Origin of the sequence: Collinsella sp. OF02-10, from assembly GCF_003463445.1 — a bacterium.
Classification (GTDB): Bacteria; Actinomycetota; Coriobacteriia; order Coriobacteriales; family Coriobacteriaceae; genus Collinsella.
Genome location: NZ_QSCW01000001.1, coordinates 342,083 through 360,117, shown reverse-complemented (window position 1 = coordinate 360,117; position 18,035 = coordinate 342,083). Strand labels below are relative to the sequence as shown.

Annotated in this window: 13 protein-coding genes and 1 pseudogene; 9 read left to right on the top strand and 5 right to left on the bottom strand. The window is 56.4% G+C overall.

All coding sequences use genetic code 11. The features are described from left to right. The first annotated feature begins 148 nt into the window (after nt 1-148). The 7 genes and pseudogenes from DXA43_RS01535 (at nt 149) to DXA43_RS01505 (ending at nt 7,935) form a co-directional block, all read left to right on the top strand. The gene (locus tag DXA43_RS01535; protein WP_006235174.1) at nt 149-469 is read left to right on the top strand and encodes a YbaB/EbfC family nucleoid-associated protein; all 321 of its coding nucleotides are present in this window, start codon (nt 149-151) and stop codon (nt 467-469) included. A 13-nt stretch (nt 470-482) separates the two neighbouring features. Continuing rightward, entirely contained in the window at nt 483-1,079 is a 597-nt protein-coding gene (gene recR / locus DXA43_RS01530) for a recombination mediator RecR (RefSeq protein WP_089573257.1), read from the top strand. A 245-nt stretch (nt 1,080-1,324) separates the two neighbouring features. After that, on the top strand, nt 1,325-2,230 hold the full coding sequence (locus tag DXA43_RS01525; protein WP_089573256.1) for a hypothetical protein: 906 nt from the start codon (nt 1,325-1,327) through the stop codon (nt 2,228-2,230). Then, complete coding sequence (locus DXA43_RS01520; RefSeq protein ID WP_117806061.1) at nt 2,227-4,071, top strand: hypothetical protein; 1,845 nt, start codon at nt 2,227-2,229, stop codon at nt 4,069-4,071. The genes DXA43_RS01525 and DXA43_RS01520 overlap by 4 nt, the downstream gene beginning before the upstream one ends. Before the next feature lie 3 nt (nt 4,072-4,074). Further along, the gene (locus DXA43_RS01515) at nt 4,075-5,013 is read left to right on the top strand and encodes an FHA domain-containing protein (RefSeq protein ID WP_117806060.1); all 939 of its coding nucleotides are present in this window, start codon (nt 4,075-4,077) and stop codon (nt 5,011-5,013) included. Nucleotides 5,014-5,340: 327 nt separating this feature from the next. Continuing rightward, nucleotides 5,341-5,607: pseudogene (locus DXA43_RS10580) on the top strand (methyltransferase); the annotation flags it as partial. 699 nt (nt 5,608-6,306) lie between these two features. Beyond that, nucleotides 6,307-7,935 (top strand): ABC transporter ATP-binding protein, encoded by a 1,629-nt coding sequence (locus tag DXA43_RS01505; RefSeq protein ID WP_117806059.1) that lies wholly within the window; start codon nt 6,307-6,309, stop codon nt 7,933-7,935. 886 nt (nt 7,936-8,821) lie between these two features. On the opposite strand, the gene DXA43_RS10165 is transcribed toward DXA43_RS01505, so the two are convergent. From DXA43_RS10165 to DXA43_RS01495, 3 genes are all read right to left on the bottom strand, one after another. Further along, nucleotides 8,822-9,001 carry a hypothetical protein gene (locus DXA43_RS10165; protein ID WP_147324165.1) on the bottom strand — a complete coding sequence of 60 codons (180 nt, stop codon included), beginning with the start codon at nt 8,999-9,001 and terminating at the stop codon, nt 8,822-8,824. 30 nt (nt 9,002-9,031) lie between these two features. Next, nucleotides 9,032-9,235 carry a hypothetical protein gene (locus tag DXA43_RS10160; RefSeq protein ID WP_124785779.1) on the bottom strand — a complete coding sequence of 68 codons (204 nt, stop codon included), beginning with the start codon at nt 9,233-9,235 and terminating at the stop codon, nt 9,032-9,034. Nucleotides 9,236-9,404: 169 nt separating this feature from the next. After that, nucleotides 9,405-10,547: a radical SAM/SPASM domain-containing protein gene (locus DXA43_RS01495; protein ID WP_117806058.1), complete on the bottom strand. Its 1,143-nt coding sequence runs from the start codon at nt 10,545-10,547 to the stop codon at nt 9,405-9,407. Nucleotides 10,548-11,279: 732 nt separating this feature from the next. On the opposite strand from DXA43_RS01495, the gene DXA43_RS01490 reads away from it, so the two are divergent. Together DXA43_RS01490 and nifJ are read left to right on the top strand one after the other, a co-directional pair. Continuing rightward, complete coding sequence (locus DXA43_RS01490) at nt 11,280-11,753, top strand: FHA domain-containing protein (protein ID WP_055285289.1); 474 nt, start codon at nt 11,280-11,282, stop codon at nt 11,751-11,753. A gap of 451 nt (nt 11,754-12,204) precedes the next feature. Continuing rightward, entirely contained in the window at nt 12,205-15,744 is a 3,540-nt protein-coding gene (gene nifJ / locus DXA43_RS01485) for a pyruvate:ferredoxin (flavodoxin) oxidoreductase (protein WP_117655974.1), read from the top strand. Between the two features lie 435 nt (nt 15,745-16,179). Here nifJ and DXA43_RS01480 read toward each other — a convergent pair whose 3' ends face one another. Continuing rightward, the gene (locus DXA43_RS01480; protein ID WP_117806057.1) at nt 16,180-17,541 is read right to left on the bottom strand and encodes an ATP-binding protein; all 1,362 of its coding nucleotides are present in this window, start codon (nt 17,539-17,541) and stop codon (nt 16,180-16,182) included. Between the two features lie 107 nt (nt 17,542-17,648). Further along, on the bottom strand, nt 17,649-17,798 hold the full coding sequence (locus DXA43_RS10250) for a hypothetical protein (protein ID WP_158549138.1): 150 nt from the start codon (nt 17,796-17,798) through the stop codon (nt 17,649-17,651). Nucleotides 17,799-18,035: the final 237 nt, after the last annotated feature.

The following is an 18,035-nucleotide window of genomic DNA, read 5'->3' as shown; positions in this document are numbered from 1 at the left end:
CACGCTCAAGGACATGTATATCGACTGAGGTAGCGTGTCCGCCCCGCTTGCTTGCCCCGCGCCGTGGTACGATTTTTGAGTTTGAAAGTCCCGTCGCGCTCCGGCTGCCCTTGCAGCTTGTCGCGCGGCCGCACGTAAAGGAGCCATCATGGCCGGTATGAACATGCAGCAAATGATGAAGCAGGCTCGCAAGATGCAGGAGCAGCTTGCCGCCGCGCAGGAAAACCTTAAGTCCCAGACCGTCGACGCCTCTGCCGGCGGCGGCATGGTCAAGGTGACCGTTAACGGCGAGATGGAGCTCGTCAACCTCACCATCGACCCCGATGCCCTCGATCCCGAGGACGTCGATATGCTGCAGGACATGATCATGGCTGCCGTCAACGAGGCCGTCCGCGGTGTCAACGAGCTCGCCAACAAGCAGATGGGCGCCATCACCGGCGGCCTCAACATCCCGGGCATGCCGTTCTAAGACACGCATATATATGAGTGCCAACCATAGTCTGCAAAAATTGCTCGATGAGCTGGGCCGTCTGCCGGGCATTGGTCCCAAGTCAGCTCAACGCATCGCCTATTACCTGTTGGAGGCTGACGCCGAGGAGGCGCGCCGCCTGGCCGAGGCCATCCTGGAGGTTAAGCAGGAGGTTCACTTTTGCAGCCGCTGCTTTAACTACGCCACGGCCGACGAGTGCTCCATCTGCCAGGATTCGATGCGCGACACCACTCGCATTTGCGTGGTGGGCGAGCCGCGCGACGTCCAGGCGATCGAGCGCACGGGCAGCTACCACGGTCTCTACCACGTATTGGGCGGCGTGATCAGCCCCATGGACAAGATTGGCCCCGAGCAGCTGCACATTCGCGAGCTGCTGGCACGCTTGGGTCACGAGGACATCCACGAGGTCATCATCGCCACCAACCCCAATATTGAGGGCGAGACCACGGCGAGCTACCTGGCCCGCACTATCAAGCCGCTGGGCGTCGAGGTGTCGCGTCTGGCGAGTGGTCTGCCCGTGGGCGGCGACCTGGAGTATGCCGACGAGCTTACGCTTGGACGCGCCATTGAGGCCCGTCGCACGATTTAGGTGGCGAGCCTGCTCCTGCCGTATGTTTTCCTGGCGACGCACGGGGCAGTCATAATTTCCCCGTGCGACTATGAGTTTGTTGTGCAACAAAGATGCTTCGTATCCGCTTATCGCATGGATGCTTCCGCCCGCGTCCTTAATTCGCCCATTCGTTGCGCAACCTTTTGGGTTCGCTGATACACTCAAATGTGGATTCGAATGAATGCGCCGCTCCCGAGCGGCGTGTTTTTGTTGGAGGAGAACGCATGCGGCCCGGTGGCACTCAGACAAAGCGCGGCGCCGCGGTGCGCATGCGACGCCGACTGGGCTTGGCGCCTCGGGCGTACGCGCTGCTGTCGTGCTCGCTGGTGCTGGTCATAGCTGGCGTTTCTGCCTATGGCATGACCGTGCCGTCCATGATACAGGCACATGCCGCACGCGAACCGCGCGTAGGGCATGAGGTCAAAAGTGACCTGGGCACCACGACTGGATATGCTTGGGCAAGTGTGGTCGCGCATATTGTGTTTGGCACTGACGACGCGGACGGCGCCGAGGCCCCGGACAACGAAGTCACGCTTGCCAATGGCAAAACCATCGTGCTCACCAACACCAAGATCATCGATCGGTTGTCCAACAATAGCGTGGCGGCAACGGTGAATAAGGTCGAGCAGCAGCAGGAACAGGACGCCCAGCAGCCCGGAAAGCCCGGTAGCTCGGATACTTCTGGCTCCGGCTCGGATTCGTCGAGTTCGGGCGGCGGTTCTGGGTCGGGCTCCTCTGCCGGAGGGTCTGGAAATGGCGGTTCGACGGGCGGCAACACTGACAGCGATGCAAACTCCGGTGGCCTTTCCGCTGCTGAGGAAGAGAGCATTCACAGTTGGCTTGTGACCAAGTACAACATGCTCGACGGCTATGTTTCTCGCGCCAATGACGTGGTTTCGACCTATAACTCTACGGGAGATCCCAGGCCGTGCGACAGCCTGGTCGGGGAGATGTTTGTCATTCGAGCCGAGTTCGGTCGTCAGACATTCTCGCCCCGGTCAAAGTGGTATCAGCAGTATGCCAATCTGTGGGGCTGTTACACCAACCTATGTCAATGGGTCGGCCATTACGGCGATGATGACGTCGCACTCGGTAACTTCAAGAATAACGTGGCGGCGCTTGCCCTATGATGACCGATCTTGCATCCACCACACCACAATCGCTCGGTCGCGATCCCATGGTCGGCCTGCGCCTGGCGCGTGTCGACGGGTTTGAGCCGGCCATTGCGCTCGGTCAGGACGAACTGCCTGCCTACCTGCGTCGTTTTACGATACTGTTTGCCGACGATGCCACCATGCGCCGTGGCGGTATCGGCCGCGTGACGCGTGCCATCAACGCCCAAGGCGAGGCCGTGGCACTCAAACAGCTCATCTTGCCGACGCGCGATGAGTTTGACGATGCCGCCGCTCATGAGGCGCTGGTCGCCAAGTTCAAAGCGGCGTTTCGCGAGGAATATGAATGCCATCGCGCCCTTTCGGGCCTTAAGGGTTTTCCCCGCCTCTATGGCTGGGGCGAGGTCGACGGTGTGCCTGCAATTGTCATGGAATGGGTCGAGGGCGAGACGCTTGCCCGCTTGCGTTCGCGACTTGCCGTGGACGATGCCGGACGCCTGTCGCCGCTTGTGGCGGCGCGTCTGGGTCGCGACCTGTTCGATCTGCTCTGCCGTATGAGCCTGGTGGGCGAGGGCTTTGTCCATCGCGATATCTCGCCCGCTAATATTATGGTGCGTACGGCGCGTCTACCGCTTGACCGGCAGCTTGCCGAGGGCACCTTTGACCTGTGTCTGATCGACTTTGGCTCGTCGCTGGCGCTTGAGCCTGCGTCGGCCGTGGCCGGTACCGGCGGCAAGGCGTCGTTTACGGAGCGTTATGCCACGCTGCGTCGCGCGACGGTTGCCTATGCCCCGCCCGAGATGCTCACCGACGATATTCCCGACCTGCGCGCTTTGCGTATGTCGCCGGCGATTGACGTCTATGCCGCGGCAAGTACGGTTTACGAGCTCATTGCCGACATCGCGCCATACGAAGCCGCGCCGAGCACTTCGGGCACCTCGGGTTCGCGCAAAAAGACGCGCGACATCGCGAGCCCCTACCGTCTCAAGATGGACACGCGGCCCGACTATCCCATTGGTGCCCATGCGCCCGGTTGTGATTTGACGCAGCTGCTTCATCGCGAGCCCGATGTGGCGCTCGCCGCGGCCGAGCAGGCCCAGCAGCTGGGGCTTGAGCCGGATTCCGAGGAGCTACGCGATGCGCTGGCGTTTGTCGATGCCCAGCTGTTCGACGTGGTGATGGCCTGTCTGTCCAGCCATCAAAAAGATCGTCCCGAGCCGGCGGCGGTCGAGGCGGCGCTCTCGGCGTTTTGTGACCACTATGCGCAAAATGTCGGTCGTTCGCTCCGCGGCGAGCCGCTCACGCCGTGCCCCATGGATGCGTCTGGCCGCGCGGTTCGTCGCGCGCTGATGGTCGGCGCGGCGGTCGTTTGTGGCGTGGTTTGGGCTGCGGTCGTGGTTTCGGCCGCGCTGCTGGCGTCGGGCGCTCGCGTGACGGCGACTTTGGGATCGCTCGTGTGGTCTGGGTCGCTACCGGGTGTTATTGCCGCACTGGCGCTGGCGCTGCCAGGCATGGCCGGCGTTGCCGCGGGGGCACTTGCGCGCGATCGACGCTCGGGGTTCCTGCAGGGTGTGCTTGCGCTTTCTGCCTGCGAGGTTCCGGTACTGGTTGTGACTGCATGTAGCGTATTTTCCCAACGCGCCGTGATGGGCGGCCTTGTTGCCGCTTTGGTTGCAACCTATACGCTTACGTGGTTTTTGCTTGCGATGGGCTTTGCCTTTGAACTTCCTGTTTCGGCACCGCGACGCACAAAAGCCCAGATGGCGACTCCGCTTGCCGGTGGAGCCGCAGCTGCCCGTACTTTTGGCGGACCTGTCGAAGTATCGTCCGATTCTATTTCTACGACCAAGGAGGCCTAGGTCATGGCATCTCAAGTTGAGCTCACCCCATGCGGGGCCATGTTTGACATCTTTAAGCGCGCGGCGCATCTGAGCCATATCGAGCTGTGCGGCTTGGTGCTTTCGTCCCGTCCGCTCGCCGACGGCCGCAGCCCGCAGAGCCGAGCCGCCGATCGCTCTTGGGTTTCCCGCTTTATCGTTCGCGCGCCGGTCGGCACGCTTCAGCAGCGCTACTTTGCCGAATACGGTACCTCGGCTGCGCGTATTATGTCGCAACTGGCCCTGCGCCAGCGCAATCCCATGGACTCCACGGCTGTAATCAATATGGTGTGCGGTCCTGCAGGTGAACCGATGGTACGCGCGCTCGAAGAGTGCCACCAGGACACGAATCTCTATCGCAACGCGCTCGATCGCCTGTCCCAGGCGGCGGAACTCATGCCCGCCGAGCGCGCCGAGGCCGTGCTGGTGCTGTTTGTCGCCGTCGGTTGTTCGGCGGATGTGCGGTCCTCGGTGAACTATGCCATCGACTACGCGCACGCGACCTGTGGCGGAGGCACCTCCACGCCGCGTTCGCTTGGCATGTCGATGACCGCGGGCGAACGCGACCCCGCCCCGGCGCACCCTTTGGGCTTGCTGCGCATACAAAACAGTTTTGTCGTGAGTGCCCCGCGCTGGATTCAGCCGAGTGAGCAGGGTGTTGAGATTGGCGCGCTGGCCACTGGTGAGGGCGATATTACCGACGTCGGCGACGATGTCTCGGCCCGCCATGCCCATATCTGGTGCGATGCTCAAAATATCTGGCACGTCGAGGACTTGTCGTCCACCAACGGAACCGTGGTGGTAAACGGGGCCACGCGCGTTTGCATTCAGGTCGAGCCCGGCCGTTCCGCCCAGCTCAATCCCGGCGACGAGCTCAAGCTCGGCGAATCCACTACCTATGCCATCCTCTTCGGTGCCCTCTAGCCGGCAGTTAAGGACGTTCCTTTTCTGCCGGCACTTGGGGACACTCCTCGGCGCGCCAGAGCCGGTCGCCTGGGGATGGAGAGGCCATTTTGGCCCTTGGCGGTCAGTCGGGGCGAAACTAGAAGATCTTTCCGATTCGCGGCTGTTCATGCTTGTAGAGCATCTAAAACAATAGGATGTTATTCTGGAATATGCCGGGTGCGTGAACTTGCCTGTCTTAGCCTTAATAAGGTATAGGGGAGTTTGGCTCAGGGGTTCCGTGTTGTTCTTCAGCGCAGTATTGTGGGACAGATTTGCTGAGATTGGCGCCTTACACCGCAGAGCGCACGGAAGGCTCTCGATTTGTGTTCTGGCCCCAGAATACAGGGCCTGATACTTACCAACTGTGGCATGGATGTAACATCTGTAGAAATCAACCCTTTTGTTGTCGACCTTTGTAAGAAAAACACTGCCATCAACTCTTTGGATGACGAAACTAGGGTGCTTGAGGGGAGCCTTTACTCCCCTCTGAGAGATGACTCATGTTTTTCGCTTGTCGTTGTGAATCCTCCGTTACTGCCGATTCCGGATGAGATTCCTTATCCCTTCGTTTGAGATGGAGGACAATCGGGTCTGGATAAAACACTTCGTATTCTTAAGGGTGGCGATACGCATTTAGAGAAAAACGGTAAATACTGCTAATAGGGGTGACGACGATGGTGCGGGGGCGACCCGCGATGCTCTCATCAATACGTCGGATACTTGGGAAATCAGGTCTAGATGCATGTATGATGATGCTGTGTGGCTATTCAATTAATCCGCGTTCCGAATGGGTGCAGGGTATAGCTGCGACATCGTATGCTTTTGACCCGGCGCGATACTCAGATATTTCTGAGGCGGTTGACGAAGTTTATACGCACTATGCCGCGCAAGGCGTTTCGGAAGTTTGCACATCTACGTTACGGGCTTAGGTTTCTTCAAGCGAGCAGGCCGGTTGCGTTATTTCGAGCGATTTTTCTAGTCTAGACGACAAAAGGCAAAGGATTTGATGGGTATAAAACGCGGACGTTTGTGGGCGGATGCTCAAATCTATTGTGGCAATCGGGGGGGCGGTTGAAAAAGATATTTCAACCGCCCGATTGCCAGGTTCGTCGGAGGAGATGTCCGATTCCGACTCTCTTGTAGGAAGAGCTTGAGATCGTATTGGCCCAAGGTAATCTTAAAGCAGTCTCATTGGCAAATCTTCGCTCCTGTTGTGTTGAGGTGTAAGGTATCAGTGATTGATGTTTTGTGGCGGGTAGATTGGGGCCTTCCTTGATTCGATGCGTTCTCTCGAGGTTCATCAGAGCAAAAGGGGCTTTCGTCTTCATTGCTATCACGGTGATTGGAACCGCTCTCTCCTATGCCATGCCATACGTGAACGGGAAATTCTTAGATTTTCTTCTCGGTAACCGCAGCGAAAGAGACGCCGTACTCTTCGCGCTCCTGGTTGCGTCAATAGGAGTTTTCTCCACCCTCTTTACTTATTTTGCAGGAACACTTTCCATTCGCATAACCACGAGACTTTCCTTTGATCTTCTCAGGGAGGCCGTCTTGCGTTTTGAAAGAGACGATTACTTGGTGAGTCGGACCATCGATCCAGCCTATACAACGCAACGGATTATTTCCGACTCCAGCGTGGTCTCATCCTTCGTTTTGGCGAATTTTATCAGTGCGCCGCTGTCCATTGTAGCCATTCCCATCGTATTGCTTATCATATGGTCAATTGATTCAACTCTCGCGGTGTTTTCCATCATTCTCCTCATCGTGTATTTCTGTGTAATTACTGGGTTGAGGAAACTTTTGTATAGGGTCACGTATGAGAAGAAAGAGGCGGACAGCGCCTTTTACGCCGCAATTGCATCGCAGCTTAATCAGATTCTCAACATTCAACTGACATCTTCGTACGGCAAGAGCGAACAAGCGCTCGACGCTGGGTTTAAGAGCTATTTTCCCAAAGTTTTGCGCTCCGGAAAGCTATCATATTCTCTGACATCGCTCGATGGTCTTTTCGCAGCGTTGTTTCAAGCGGTGATACTTGTTGTTTCCGGAGTACGAATCATTAACGGAACTATGTCAATAGGCGAGTACACTATCATCGGTACATACTTCGCGGTTCTCTTTAAGACTTTGAAAAGTATGATGTCATTGTTCAAATCCTATCAAGATGCCAAAGCATCATGGGATAGGACGGCTATCGCGACGAGAGAAAAGGAGAGATCGGGGTGGAATCGGACCGATTTAGCTAAACTCGATGAAATAAATGACATTTCGGTATCTGATTTGGAATTCTCGGTTGCCCTTCCAGACGGATCTGTCCGAGAGGTCCTCGGCGGGTTTTCTTTCAAGTTTTCCGGTCCTGGTACATATTGCATAGTTGGGGAAAACGGAAGAGGCAAGACGTCACTTCTTTACTTGATGCTCGGGCTATACTCATCGAAAGGCAAAGTAAAATACAACGGCGTGCCAATCGAAGAATGCGACTTGGATTACATACGTGCGAGAGAGATATCGTGCTGCCCACAGTCGTGCTTCGCGCCGGACGAAACGGTGAAAGAGCTGTTAGAGTATTTCGACACGCCCTTTTCTTCCTATCACCGGGGTGTAGATGGCCTACTTTCGCTGGAAAACAGCGTGAAGGAGTTGCTCGGGAAACGTTGCTCCGCGCTTTCGGGCGGTGAGCTGCGCCGAGTGTACTTATGGTCGGCGATTTCACGCAAGTCGTCAGTTTTGGTACTCGACGAGCCCACGACTGGGTTAGACGCTGTAAGCCGCGCCGAGCTTGCGGCCTATGTTAAGCGCAACAAGCAAAGCCAGGTGATCATCGTTGTCTCTCACGATGACGAGATGGTCGGCGCGGTAGAAGGGGTAGTGGATTTAGGCAGCATGTACCAGGGTAAATGATGACAAGTGTAGTGCTACCCAACTGGCAGAGATAACAAAAAGGCGATGCAGATGCACGTAGCATTCAGGCGGTTCGGACTCGGTGCCTTCACGCCATCGCAACGCTTTCAGATATAGTTCTCGTTCTCTTACTAAAGGAAACTTTAGTCTACGTCATCTTGTCGAGACAGAGGTGAAGCGAAGTGTTGTCGCGACGTATCTTATTCCAGGTGGCTCAGTATCAGCGTGAGAATCGCACCAAAGTGTACTTACGATTCTCGTGTCCCACGGACAACATGAGCTGAGCATTGAGGTTCCACCCTTTGCTGCAACTACACGGGGTTGGACGGCAATGAATATGCCGGGCCGCATACCACGCGCAGCGGGGGTCCATGTCCCAGTATGTTGCCTACAGCAGCCTCGATGTCCACGCACACATCATCTCTGCCTTCGCGTTCAATCCATTTGCCGGAGAGTGCGAGGGTTGCCAGGCCGTAGAATTCGAGCCGAACAAATGAAATGCGGTATCAGCGCATAGGATTAAACTGACGATTGCTTTGCACTGAGAATACGCTTGGAAAGCCGCTATGGGTGGCGGCCCGGGTTAAATAGAGAAGCCCGTCCGATCACTTTCATGTGGCGAACGGTCGGGCTTCTTATTCCACTTGCCAATGCTCGGCTCATATTGGAAGAAAGCTACGCTAATGTTTGCGTGACACTCCTATTTTCTCCGAAGAAAGAGTCGGATAATGAAGAATAGAATTAAAAAAGGTGCCAGATATAACGCAAGTATAAAGGCTAATCCAACGAGACCTTGCAATAATGGCATAACTCCTCCCAGACACGAGATTTTGGTATTTGTTCCCATCTTATTCTGAATTGGACCAAATAGTTCCTAGCCACAAAACTACTCGTCAACTGGATCGCACCAATCTGCTGGCAAAACACAGCTTGATTCTTTATCGACATAGCACCAATCCGCAACAGGGCACTCGGCGATGTCGTAAAAATTGCATATATCAACTCCAAGACAACAAGGCTCAACGGGAGGATGTTCATTTGAACCAACAGGATGGATATGCTTCATAACAGCTCCTCACCTTAATCCAATTAGAGACTACGTTTGATCAATGCCACAGTGATCTACAACGCAGATGCTGCCGCCATCCATGTCATAGTCGCAGTAATCGTATGCACCACAGCCATCTGCTTTATCATAAACAGTACAGATGTCAGTAATGCCCAAGAGGCAGTCAAAAGACATCGGCTTCACGCCTGCCTCGTCGCCACTTCCTGGATTAATCGGATGAATATGCTTCACGACTACCTCCCTTTGAGTGCAGAAAAACCTCAATATTGTGTATAACAAACCAAGATGTCTAGTTCACCATATTTCTAGAATGGTTTCGGCGAACGTAGCAATAAGCTTCGCAGACGGTAATCAGAAGAACGAACACCTCCACAATGGTGACAGCAATGCGCTGAACCGCTTATTCCGATACAGTAGCTTCTCGTTGATTTTTCTCCTGCGAAGATGAGTGGCGGGAAATAAGGTCAAAAGCCATCTCGTAGCACATCTTTCTATATTCACATGATGCAGGGTGTAGACTCTTGGGCAAGTAGCCGTGCTCGTCTGCAGCCTCCCAGCTACAGCCCCCACCACAGAAAGACCGAGCCCAACAGTCCGTACAGTCAATTCTTTTTTCGACACCCTGACTCCAGTTTTCAATATACCTAGTTTCGTCAATTCCGGTGACGATGTTGCCCATTTTGAATCGCATCATCCCGACAAACCTGTGACAGGGGTATACGTCCCCTTCGGGAGTCACGGAAATAAAACGCCTGCCAGCCCCGCATCCGACAAAGGCGATCCTGTTGCTCATAATCAAATCAACTGCAGTTTTCAATGTTCTAAACAAGGGCTTTTCCCCTTGATCAATCTGTTTGAGATATTGATCCGCCAAATCTATTAGGCCCGCCCTGATTTTGTTTAATGAGTGTTCGTCGAGTTTGATATTCTCATCGAATGAGCTCACGGGCGAGAAGTAAATCCTTCTGAAGCCCATCTCTTTAAACTGAAGATAGTCTTCAACAAGGTTACAGTTATTATTTGTTAAGGTCGCTCTTGCGCCGAAGGGGAACGACTCGGAAAAACGACGAACGTTTTTGTCGATATCGGAGAAAGAGCCGCCTCCCGTCTTGTACGGGCGCGATGCATCGTGCTTGCATCCTGTACCATCGAGACTAATCAGAACAGAAAACCCGTGCTCCTTGAAAGAATTCACAGCAGTGTCATTCAAAAGCGTTCCGTTGGTCGTAATAGAATAGGTAAAGTTTCTATTGGGGTATATTCTTTTTGAATAGTCGACCGTTTTCCATATCAGCGGCTCGTTAATCATGGGTTCCCCACCAAAAAAGACGATCGCAAGCGTTTCGTTTTCCGATGAACTTGCGACGAGGTAGTCGACCGCCTTGAAGGCTATCTCGTCTGTCATCAGCAGAGGAGACGTTCCATAATCTCCTTTACCGGCAAAACAGTAACTACAACCAAGGTTGCATGCATGTGAAACGTGGAGTTCGATGGATCTAAGTTTTCGAGGCGTGTCTTTTGTTAAGAAAGTCCGCTCAGACAATCGTTGATACTCATCAATGTCGTCTTCAAGTTCTGCTATGGTCGTTTGGTCGTAGCCTTTCGCAGCAAGTGACTATGTTAGCAACTTCGAGTTGACCGTTCTTCCCGATGCTTCAAATATGCGAAGCGCATCTTCTGATGCTTGGTCAACCTGAAAGCAATTGCGAGTGACCTCATCGAAGCAGTAACGACGATCACTTACTGAGAAAAAATGCATACGTTCCTCAATTTCATGCTGGACTGGCACTAACCTTGTTTATTGTTGCGCAGCTATAAAAAACCACCAGCGGGGATTCGGTGTGCGGCCCAATCGGACTCCCAAAAGGTTCTATTTGAGACTGGCAAGCTTTGTGTTGTTGGCACTTCGACAGCGCTCTTTATTCCAACATGGAGCCTCGCAGTTTGAGTCGACTTGCCTCTGGAAGGTCCGATCTTAACTTGATTTAGGATGAAAACAGATTACAGGCGCGCTCCTCTAGAAAGAAAGGAAACCAATCGCCGCCTTTCACCAGGAAAGTTTTTATAGCCCACCTCGAGCAAAATGAAAGATGCGAGAGCGATTGGGGAACAACGCGAATCTCCCCTTTTGGGTGGGAGCGAGCCTTCAGCCACCGGCGAACGACTCGCCCTGGTCAGAATCTGGAAGTGGTGCCGGGCCGCTTGGGCCTCCCCGGTGACTTCGTGGGGCTTACCTGCCTGACGTCGAGGAGTACATCCGCAAGATTCGTTCCCTATGCCGTTTGCTCTCACGCCCGCCTTAGTTCCAAGTCGGGCGAGCCGCCGCGCTCATGCGACCCGTGGCGGCGACACGTCGACGCCGCGCTCGCTGAGCACATCTTCGGTCGCGGGCGAGCACGAGGTCGCGCCGGCGCATCCGCTGGGACTGCTGTGCGTGCAAAACGGCTACGTGGTGAGCGTCCCGCGCTGGATTCAGCCGAGTGAGGAAGGCGTTGAGATCGGCGCGCTGGCAACGGGGGAGGGCGGCATCACCGACGACGTCTCGGCCCGCCATGCCCATATCTGGTGCGACGAGTCTGGCGCATGGTTTGTCGAGGACCTGTCGTCCACTAACGGCACCGTGGTGGTAAACGGGGCCACGAGTGTGTGTATTCAAGTAGAGCCCGGCCGCTCCGCCCAGCTCAACCCCGGCGACGAGCTCAAACTCGGCGAATCCACCACCTACGCCATCCTGCTCGGCGCCCTCTAGCCGGCAGTTAGGGACGTTCCTTTCCTGTCGGTACTTGGGGACACTCCTTGGCGCGTCAGAGCCAGTCGTCCGGGGATGGAGGGACCATTCTGGCCTTTGGCGGTCACCCGAGGTAAACCTTTACCGCCCGCCTATATTTGTCGAAATTACACTTAACGGCGGGGTACAATAAACCCGCATGCGGATTTCCGTTGCGGGCGCTTCCCATCGCCGGGGCGTGCCCGGGAGCATCCGGCATGCGGCCTTTGCGGCGCTCGGTCATGTGCAAGACGGGCGGTCGGGTCTGTGGGGCGCATCAGTTGCCCCTCGCCTCGGCATGTCTTCTCTCCACGCCATGTACCTGCTGCTCAGTCTGCCTGCCAGATGATTGGAAGCAACAGCGAAAATCCCATCACGCCAACATCCCGGCGATCGCCGGGGCCTGTATACCTATATGAGAGGAGAGGGGTATATGGCGCGTAAGTTTAAGTCTATGGACGGCAACGAGGCGGCCGCATATGTTTCGTATGCGTACACCGAGGTAGCGGGAATCTATCCCATTACGCCGTCCAGCCCGATGGCCGACCATGTCGACCAGTGGGCGGCCCAGGGTCGCAAGAACATCTTCGGCACCCCGGTCAAGGTCGTCGAGATGGAGTCCGAGGCAGGTGCAGCCGGTACTGTTCACGGTTCGCTGGGCGCCGGTGCTCTGACCACCACCTACACGGCTTCTCAGGGTCTGCTCCTGATGATCCCGAACATGTACAAGATCGCGGGCGAGCAGCTCCCGGGCGTCTTCCACGTCTCCGCGCGTTGCGTCGCTTCCCACGCCCTGAACATTTTTGGCGATCACTCCGACGTCATGGCCTGTCGTCAGACCGGCTTCGCCATGCTCGCCGAGGGCAACGTCCAGGAGGTCATGGACCTCTCGCCGGTGGCTCACCTTGCCGCCATCGAGGGCAAGACCCCGTTCCTTAACTTCTTCGACGGCTTCCGCACCAGCCACGAGATCCAGAAGGTCGCCATGTGGGACTACAAGGATCTGGCCGAGATGTGCGACATGGACGCCGTCCAGGCTTTCCGCGACCACGCGCTCAACCCTGAGCACCCGCACACCCGCGGCAGCCACGAGAACGGCGATATCTTCTTCCAGAACCGTGAGGCCTGCAACAAGGTCTACGACGAGCTTCCCGCCGTCGTCGAGGGCTACATGAAGAAGATCAACGAGAAGCTCGGCACCGATTACGGCCTGTTCAACTACTACGGCGCTCCCGATGCTGATCGCGTCGTCGTGTGCATGGGCTCCTTCTGCGACGTGCTCGAGGAAGTCATCGACTACCTCAACGCTCACGGCGAGAAGGTCGGCCTGGTCAAGGTTCGCCTGTTCCGTCCGTTCTCCATCAAGCACTTTGTCGACGTTCTCCCCGAGACCGTCCAGAAGATTGCCGTCATGGACCGCACCAAGGAGCCGGGTTCCATCGGCGAGCCGCTCTACCAGGACGTCGTTTCTGCTCTCTACGAGGCCGGCAAGACGGGCATCAAGGTCGTCGGCGGCCGTTACGGCCTGGGCAGCAAGGACACGCCTCCCGCGTCCGCGTTCGCTGTCTTCGAGGAGCTCAAGAAGGACGAGCCCAAGCGCGAGTTCACCATCGGCATTGTCGATGACGTGACCAACCTGAGCCTGCCCGAGGCCGAGGATGCGCCCAACACCGCAGCCCCCGGCACCATTGAGTGCAAGTTCTGGGGTCTGGGTGGCGACGGTACCGTCGGCGCCAACAAGAACTCGATCAAGATCATCGGCGACCACACCGACAAGTACGTCCAGGCCTACTTCCAGTATGACTCCAAGAAGACCGGCGGCGTCACCGTCTCGCACCTGCGCTTTGGTGATTCCCCGATCCGTTCGCCGTACTACGTGACCAAGGCCGACTTTGTCGCCTGCCACAACCCCAGCTACATCGTCAAGGGCTTCAAGATGGTCCGCGACGTCAAGCCGGGCGGAACCTTCCTGGTCAACTGCCAGTGGAGCGACGAGGAGTTCGCCGAGCACATGCCCGCCGTGGCCAAGCGCTACATCGCGAACAACAACGTCAACGTCTACCTGATCGACGCTATCGACCTGGCCGCTAAGGTCGGCATGGGCAAGCGCACCAACACGGTGCTCCAGTCCGCCTTCTTCGCGCTGGCCAAGGTCCTGCCCGCCGAGGACGCCCTGCAGTACATGAAGGACGCGGCTACCAAGTCCTACATGAAGAAGGGCCAGGCTATCGTCGACGCCAACCACAAGGCCATCGATGCCGGCGCTACCGCCTTCCGTAAGTTCGAGGTTCCGGCCGACTGGGCTACCGCCGAGGACGCCGCTCCCGTCGAGCTCTCCGAGGAGACCAAGTCCGCTATCGCCCAGCAGGTCAAGAACCTGCTCGAGCCCATCGATCGCATGGACGGCGACAGCCTGCCTGTTTCCGCCTTTGTCGATTGCGCCGACGGCCAGTTTGAGCTGGGCGCCTCCGCATACGAGAAGCGCGGCGTCGCCGTGGTCGTTCCCCACTGGGACGAGACCAAGTGCATCCAGTGCAACCAGTGCGCCTACGTGTGCCCGCATGCCACCATCCGTCCGTTTGCGATGACCGAGGACGAGGCTGCCGCCGCGCCCGAGGCTACCCGCACGCTCGACGCCATGGGCCCCAAGGCCAAGGGCATGAAGTTCACCATGGCTGTGTCCCCGCTCGACTGCATGGGTTGCACCAACTGCGTCAAGGTTTGCCCCAAGGGCGCCCTCGAGATGGTTCCCACCGAGCAGGAGATGGACCAGCAGCCCGTTTGGGACTACATGGTCGAGAACGTCTCCGAGAAGAAGGAGCTCATCGCGGCCAACGTCAAGGGCAGCCAGTTTAAGCAGCCCTACCTGGAGTTCTCCGGCTCCTGCGCCGGCTGCGCCGAGACCGCCTATGCACGTCTGGTGACCCAGGTCGCCGGCGACCGCATGTTCATTTCCAACGCCACCGGCTGCTCCTCCATTTGGGGCAACCCCGCTGCCACCGCTCCTTACTGCAAGGACAAGGACGGTCACGGCCCGGCGTGGAACAACTCCCTGTTCGAGGACAATGCCGAGCACGGCCTGGGCATGGCCGTTGGCTATGAGGCCGTTCAGCACAAGCTGATCGCCGCTACCCAGGACATCATCGCTGCCGATGGTCCGTCCGATGAGCTCAAGGCCGCCGGCCAGGCTTGGATCGACTCCGTCAACGACGCCGAGGCCTCCAAGACCGCTGCCGCTGCCTACGTTGCCGAGCTCGAGAAGTGCGGCTGCGACGCTTCCAAGGCGATCCTCGCCGACAAGGCTTACCTCACCAAGAAGTCCTTCTGGATCTTCGGCGGCGACGGCTGGGCCTACGACATCGGCTTCGGTGGCCTGGACCACGTCCTGGCTTCCGGCCACAACGTCAACGTCTTCGTCTTCGACACCGAGGTTTACTCCAACACCGGTGGTCAGGCCTCCAAGGCCTCGAACTTGGGCCAGGTCGCTCAGTTCGCCGCCGCCGGTAAGGTGACCAAGAAGAAGTCTCTGGCCGAGATTGCCATGAGCTACGGCTACGTCTACGTGGCACAGGTTGCCATGGGCGCCAACCCGGCTCAGACCCTCAAGGCCATCCACGAGGCCGAGGCCTACGACGGCCCGTCCCTCATCATCGGCTACAGCCCCTGCGAGATGCACTCCATCAAGAAGGGCGGCATGCAGAACTGCCAGGCCGAGATGAAGAAGGCTGTCGAGTGCGGTTACTGGAACCTCTTCCGCTTCAACCCCGAGGCTGCTGCCGGCAAGAAGTTCTCGCTCGATTCCAAGGAGCCCGCGGGCGGTTATCAGGAGTTCCTGATGAACGAGGCCCGTTACGCTTCGCTGACGCGTTCCTTCCCCGAGCGCGCCGAGGAGCTCTTCAAGGAGAACGAGCAGGCCGCCATGGACCGCTATCAGCACCTGCTGAAGCTCAAGACGGTGTACAACGAGGCCTAGGTCTCTCACCGCAGGATCTGAGGGCTGACCTTCGCGGACGTCCTCGGACATGAAAGAACCCCCGCTGCGCACTACGTGCGGCGGGGGTTCTTTCGTCCTGCGGAGTGTCCGCGAAGGTTAGCCCTCAGATCCTGCTACGACTACGTCCTCGGATTGTGGGGCTGAATGAAGGACGTGGCTGTGGGGGTGCCTTGTCCCGGTCGCTGTTTCGCGGCGTGGCCGCGAAACCACGCGCCACTTTGGGCATGGAGGGCTAGCTGATTGTGGCCTTCTGCTGCCCCAGTGCTGTTTCGCGCTTTGCGCGAAACATCGCAGCACTTTGGGCATAGTGGGGGAGTTGGTTGTCGCTGCCTTCTATCCCCTTGCTGTTTCGCGCCTTTGGCGCGAAAGGCGCAGTACTTTGGGCGTGGGGGCTGACTTGCGGACTCAGATGACCTAGAGAGATATGGGTGCAAACGAGAAATCGTTGTTGGGGTCGTCCTTTTCCATAAACTCATCGAGACAGAATGTCATATAGATTGGAACGTAAAGGATCTTGCCCTCTTTGCAAAGGTTTTCGTGGCTCAGCACAACGGCCTCGGGAATTTTGTACTCGCCCACACTCATCAAACGGTCGAGGGCTGCATGTGCTCGAACTTTCTTGCCCGATTTGACTTCGATTGGGACAACATGCCCGCGGGCACCTTCGATTACAAAGTCGACTTCACCGACCTCACGCGTTTGGTAGTACCACGTATCTGCTCCGAGGGCAACGAGTTCCTGTGCGACCACGTTCTCATAGAGGCCGCCGAGGTTGGGGGTTTTCATGTCAAGGTAGACGGCGCGTGCCGTGCTGCCGGGATACCGCGATGCGAGCATACCTGTATCGGACTCGTATAGTTTAAAGGCCGTCGTTTTCTCCGTCCTCTTGAGAGGACTTCGTGCCTCCGTCACCTGGGGGACCATCAATCCAACGCCTGCGTTCACCAGCCATAGGAAATCCTGCTCGTATTTTTGAAGACGAGCTCCCTCGCCTAGAGACGAGACGATAAAGCGATGGGACTCCGCCTCAAGCTGAACGGGAATTTGCTCGAAAATGGAGCGAACGTTAAACGCTCGAGTCGATGCATATTTAGAGATATCGCTTTTGTACTGATCGACTAGCTGAATTTGAAGCTCACGCGTTCTCACGAGCGAATAGCCCGAATCGATATAGTTCTGAACGACCTCCGGCATGCCGCCGCAAACGATATAGGCTCTAAAGTTTTTGAGCATCGCCTCATGAATATAGTTTTCGACGGGACGTCTCTCGACAAGGCGGCTGCGAATGTCTGCAAGCACATTCTCGCTGATGCTGTTTGCCCAACAGAACTCTTCAAAATCCATCGGTCGCATAACAATGTGCTCGACATACCCCACCGGAAAAGAAGAGATCCCCTTAAACTCAGTCCCAAGCATAGACCCCGAGAAGACATAGCTAAAGCGTCCGTCCTCGACCAGCGCCTTCATAAGTGTAACGATCTGCGGATACTCCTGAATCTCATCGACGAAGATAAGCGTGTCTCCTTCAACAAGCGGTGCATCCGCAAGAAGGGCCACACGGTTGATGAAGTCAATGGAGTTCTTAGCGCCAACAAGTACGTCTCTTGCCTCGGCATCGAGTAGCAGATTGACCTCATAATACGAAGCGTAGTTGCTCTTTCCAAACGCGCGAATTGCATAGCTCTTGCCAATCTGACGCGCACCGGTAACAAGCAGGGCCTTATGGGAGTTATTCTTCCAGCTCAAAAGCCTATCAGTGACTTTGCGGCGTAGCATTAAAACACCTCATTGACAAAAATTGGCAAATAGATTTGCCCCTAATCATACAAAAATTGACAAATAGATTTGACCCAAATCATACAAAAATTGGCAAATAGCAAAGCTCACTTAGGCCTCAAAGCCAGCGAGCCAGCACGGTACTTTGCGAAAAGGCTGGCGGCGCCGTTGTTGAGGGTGGCCAGGTTGACAGTGGCGCCGTTAGCGTTCTCGGCTGCTTGGGCGCGCAGGAGCGAAAGGGCGTCGGTAGCGTTCATGCAGAAGCCGACGGTAAAGTTCCATACTGCGAACTCGCAGTCGCTTGCCGCGGGGTGAAGCGCGATCGGCTATCCCTTATGTTGGATGAAAAGCCCCATGTTTTTGCAGGGGTGCATACTCGTCAAATTAATGTATAGAATCGCGTATAGTGCGAGTAAGATATTGCGCTGTCCGTTTTGTGTTTAGCAAAGATATAGTTTGCATAATCTGGTCTAATCCCTGCTCTATTTAAATAA